This window comes from Agarivorans sp. 1_MG-2023 (genome assembly GCF_030548385.1).
Lineage (GTDB): Bacteria > Pseudomonadota > Gammaproteobacteria > Enterobacterales > Celerinatantimonadaceae > Agarivorans.
In genome coordinates this window covers 1-4,745 of the sequence record NZ_JAUOSJ010000028.1, presented here as the reverse complement: position 1 = coordinate 4,745, position 4,745 = coordinate 1, and the positions used below count along the sequence as shown (strand labels likewise).

Here is a 4,745-nt window from a genome sequence, read left to right as displayed (position 1 = left end):
TTGGTGGAGCTACGCGGGATCGAACCGCGGACCTCTTGCATGCCATGCAAGCGCTCTCCCAGCTGAGCTATAGCCCCGATATACGGTATGGGATGTGAATTGGTGGAGCTACGCGGGATCGAACCGCGGACCTCTTGCATGCCATGCAAGCGCTCTCCCAGCTGAGCTATAGCCCCAAAATCACACTGCTTTCAACACAATAAGCCTTGAAAGCGAGCAGAATTCTAAGCAGCCAGCGGAATAGTGTCAACCGTTTTTCCTAAGAAACGCGCCACTTGCTCAATTAGCCAACAATTAGCGGAGGATTACTCAAATTTGGCTTAATGTTGGCAGCGATAAATAACGCTCACCTTTGTCCCTTTATCCAAAACATCTAAGCTTTCGCAAAGGGACTCCACCAATTTTAGCCCTCGCCCAGAATATTGCTGTGCAGGATCGTTTGTGGCGGTTTTGCTTAAATCGAAGCCTTTGCCACTGTCGCTGACTTCAATGGTAAATTGGCGACTAGCTTGGCCATCAAAATCAATAGTAATGTTAACCCAGCCTTCACTTAACTGTTTAGCTCTGCGCTTACGCTGGCGGTAATACTCTTCAAAACCTTCCGCTGAGGTTTTAATCGAAGACTCAAGCCCAAGCACGCCGTGTTCAAAAGCATTATTAAATAACTCACTCACAATGGTAAATAATATATTTCGATCGGTTTGATGAACCGAAAGTTCTTGCAGAGTGGTCATTAACAAGGGGATTGGCGTAAACTGTTGCAAGCTGTTTACGTCTAAACAAAGTTGCCAGCGCCACTTCCCTCTAGGCTGATTTGAACCAGCAAAAGTACTGGCGGCTTCGGCATTAGGTCGATTAAGCAAATCAGGGATTTCCACCATACTGATGTCGTCTAACTGCTCTGCCCCATTACAAAAACGTTCCAATTGCTGTTGAATACAAGCGATAAAAGAAGGTTGCCCGCTGCGGCTATTAAAGGCGGCTTCTAAGCGCTGCTCGCCAAACATTTCTCCTTCTACGTTCACCGCTTCTGTTACGCCATCGCTAAGCAATACGATGTGGTCGTTAGGCAACCATGGGATGGTTTTTAGATTGAGCTCTACTGTAGTTTGAATGCCAAGAGGCAGTGACTCAGAGATCAAACGTTCACGCATTGCTTGCTGCTGAGTATTGTAGATAAGTAGTTCTGGCATGCCGCCATTCCAAACAGTAAGCGACTTTTGCTGTAACGATGCCTCAACAAATGTACCCGCCATAAACATTCCGGTAGGTAACAAGCGATGCAGCCGTTTGTTTATTTGCCGCAAAATAGCGTCTGCAGTGTATCCCTTTCGCGTCATACCCCTGAAGATATCCGCCACTGGCATGGCACCAATAGCCGCTCGCAAACCATGGCCGGTAAAGTCGCCTAACAACAGATGAATATCACCGTTCGGTCGATATTCGGCCAGCACAACATCTCCTGAAAAAGTAGAGGCGCTATTTAAAGACACCAGTAACTCGCGATCTGCGCAGTAAGAATTAGCCACTGCGCTACTAAATACTCGCTCGGCCAGCTCTTCTTCTTCTTGCAGTTGATTATGTAATCGGCTTATTTCGTTGTAGATAGCTTTGGTGCGCTCAAAACCCAGCGCTTTGGCTTTTAGCACTGCTTGGTGGACAGGCTTAAATAAAATGTCGTCCCCGCCGCTGGCTATGCACTTAACCAATGCATCTACTTCATTCTGGGCAGTAACAAATAATACTGGGACAAACTTACTGCCACAAAGCTTTTTGATTTCGGTAGTGGCTTGATAACCGTCCATCACCGGCATCAATATATCCATAAAAACAATATCGACTGGCTGCTGCTTAAAAACCTCAACCGCTTCTTCACCGTTTTCGGCATGTACTACTTGGTAGCCTATGTCGCCCAATATTTTGCCTAACAACAGGCGATTAATACGTGTATCGTCCACTACTAAGGCGGTGCCTTTAACGGCTTTGTTTAGAAAACTAAACGTAAGATCTTCGTGCACTAGTTTTCTATTTTGAGTAATTTGTCGAAGTTGGCTATTTCTAATATTTTTAGAATAGCGGGCGATGGCTTACGTATAGTTAAGGCCAAGGCTTGACTCTTTTCAGCATGCTCTTTTAGTAACAACATCATGCCAAGCGCTGAGCTATCCATATAATCAGCGGCACTTAAATCAAGGATAAGTTGCACTCCTTCAACTGATATATTTTCATAACAAGCGCGAAAATCTCGGTGCAGTGAATAATCAAAGCGCCCAGTGATACAAATAATTAACTGACCCAAATCTTGATTTAATTGACTACTGATAGACATCAGATCTCCTTATAGCGAATAATGAGCAGCAAGGAATCACCCTTACATGCCTCATATTTAGCACTGCGTTCAAGCCCTATACAAGCATTCCTTGCTTGCAACACTGGTGATTTTTGAATGGGTTTATTGTTTCCAATTAATCAATAAAAACAACACTCCATTAGTGACAATCACCCTAGCAACAATAGCAGTTGATGTGATTAACACATACCCCTATTTACATAAAAGTCACTTAAAAAGTTGATTTACGTTAAGCCATAATAGCCAACGAAATATCAGCAGAAAACAGCATGTTGAACGATTGTGTCAATTTAGTTAACAAACTAATAAAAAATCACAAAATAAATGGGATCTACCGAGGATTTTCACACTTAACTGCTTGTTCAAAAAACAAACTGTGAAGCGTTTCATGGTTTTGAGGTGGAAGCTTGTAGCATGATGACGCTACTACTGATGCATATTTAAGGAACCCGATGAGTATTAAACTTCAATTGCAGTTCTTGCTGGCGCTAGGTTTACTGGTTGCAGCCTGTGGCAGCATGTTATTGGTATAACAATTCACTTTAGAAAATACAAAAAAAGCCAACTCTAAGAGTTGGCTTTTTACATTAAACAAAAAGGTTTACCAGCTAGCTTTATAGGCGCGGTAAGCTTTATCTAATGATTTAGCTTGTTTCTTACTCACACCAATATGGCTTAACGCAAAACGTAATCGCGCTCGGCTCATATCTGATCCTAGAATCGCCATTGCATCTACCACTGATGTTGAGCTGGTTTTGCCGGTAATCGCTACAAAAATAGGCTCTAGGAAGTCACGGATTTTCACATCTAAGTGAGTAGACAATTGCTTAGCAACAGCAAACACCGTGTCTTTGTCCCACTGGCGCTGCTCTTCTAGCTGCCAAATAAACATTTGTAACAAGCTACGCACTTGCTCTTCTTCTAGTTTACCGCCAGTAAGTAGCTCTAGTGCATATTCAGGCATGCCTGAGATAAAATGCCCAGCTAAAGGCGCTAAATCACTAAACACATCTAAACGTGCTTTAGCTTGAGGAATAATGCTCATCAAGGTTTCTTGATTGTAAGCCCACTCAACTAAGCGTTGGGCTAGTTGCTCATCACTTAGTTCTTCGCGGATCCACAAACCGTTTAACCATTTAAGTTTTTCAACATCAAATACGGGGCCACCTAATGACACACGCTTCATGTCGAAGTGCTCAATCATTTCTGCCAAGGTGAATTTTTCACGCTCGTCTGGCATAGACCAGCCCATGCGGCCTAAATAGTTAAGCATTGCTTCTGGTAAAAAGCCCATTTTGCGGTAGTAGTTCACGCTAGTTGGGTTTTTACGCTTACTTAACTTGCTCTTATCAGGGTTACGTAACAATGGCATGTGGCCCAATACTGGCGCTTCCCAACCTAAATCTAAGTATAATTTAAGCAGTTTTGGCGCCGAGTTTAGCCATTCTTCACCACGGAACACGTGAGTAATGCCCATTAAATGATCATCTACCACGTTAGCTAAAAAGTAGGTTGGCAAACCATCGGCTTTAAGTAGCACTTGCATGTCTACTTGTTCCCATGGGATCTCTACGTTGCCACGCAGGTAATCGTTAAAGCTAAAGCTGCCCGATTCTGGGATTTTCATGCGAACTACATAAGGCTTACCTTCTGCCAGGTTCGCAGCAATCTCTTCGGCGCTTAGCGTTAAACCACGGCCATCGTATTTAGGCTGTAAACCTTCGGCCATTTGCTGCTTGCGCATTTCGTCTAATTCTTCAGAAGTAGCAAAGCAGTAAAATGCCTTACCTTCATCAATCAGCTGCTGAGCATATTTTTTATAAATATCGCTACGCTCGCTTTGACGGTAAGGGCCCGCATTGCCGCCGCAGTCTGGACCTTCATCCCAGCTTAGCCCTAACCAGCTTAGGCTGTCGTAAATAGCTTGCTCAGATTCACGCGAGCTGCGCGCTTGGTCGGTATCTTCAATACGTAGAATAAATTCGCCGCCATGTTGCTTAGCGAAACAGTAATTAAATAGTGCGATGTAGGCGGTACCTACATGTGGGTCACCTGTTGGCGAAGGTGCTACGCGAGTACGAACTGTCATGTTTATTCTCTAGTTAAGTAAATTGACCGAGTTGAATGGCGCGGATTTTACCACACCCGCTAAAATTCGCTAGACAGCAGCTATACTCATATCACGCTTTATTTGCTAATAATTGCCTCATCAAAGCTGCCAATTTGGGCATTTTGACGAGAATTTGCGCAAGCAGTCAGTTTCCTTTAAATTTGCGTTGACACCTCCGCAGACCACCCTATAATACGCCCCCACAAGACGGTCGCTTAGCTCAGTTGGGAGAGCATCGCCCTTACAAGGCGAGGGTCACTGGTTCAAGCCCAGTAGCGACCACCA

Annotated in this window: 3 protein-coding genes and 3 tRNA genes; 1 reads left to right on the top strand and 5 read right to left on the bottom strand. The window is 44.2% G+C overall.

What is annotated here, in order from left to right:
• Position 1: 1 nt before the first annotated feature.
• The 5 genes from Q4592_RS21730 to gltX all read right to left on the bottom strand — a co-directional run bounded on the left by Q4592_RS21730 (position 2) and on the right by gltX (position 4,439).
• Positions 2–77: transfer RNA gene (locus tag Q4592_RS21730), tRNA-Ala, on the bottom strand.
• 23 nt (positions 78–100) lie between these two features.
• Positions 101–176, bottom strand: a tRNA-Ala gene (locus Q4592_RS21725).
• A 144-nt stretch (positions 177–320) separates the two neighbouring features.
• Entirely contained in the window at positions 321–2,018 is a 1,698-nt protein-coding gene (locus Q4592_RS21720; protein WP_303516924.1) for a fused response regulator/phosphatase, read from the bottom strand.
• The gene (locus Q4592_RS21715; protein WP_137674979.1) at positions 2,018–2,329 is read right to left on the bottom strand and encodes an STAS domain-containing protein; all 312 of its coding nucleotides are present in this window, start codon (positions 2,327–2,329) and stop codon (positions 2,018–2,020) included. The genes Q4592_RS21720 and Q4592_RS21715 overlap by 1 nt, the downstream gene beginning before the upstream one ends.
• 622 nt (positions 2,330–2,951) lie before the next feature.
• A complete protein-coding gene (gene gltX, locus Q4592_RS21710) occupies positions 2,952–4,439 on the bottom strand; it encodes a glutamate--tRNA ligase (protein WP_303516922.1) in 1,488 nt (495 codons plus the stop codon).
• A 230-nt stretch (positions 4,440–4,669) separates the two neighbouring features.
• Here gltX and Q4592_RS21705 point away from each other — a divergent pair.
• Positions 4,670–4,745, top strand: a tRNA-Val gene (locus tag Q4592_RS21705).

Bases quoted from the DNA above. Each gene is read 5' to 3' on its own strand.
- Q4592_RS21715 (WP_137674979.1), bottom strand. From the start codon at position 2,329: ATGTCTATCAGTAGTCAATTAAATCAAGATTTGGGTCAGTTAATTATT.
- gltX (WP_303516922.1), bottom strand. From the start codon at position 4,439: ATGACAGTTCGTACTCGCGTAGCACCTTCGCCAACAGGTGACCCACAT.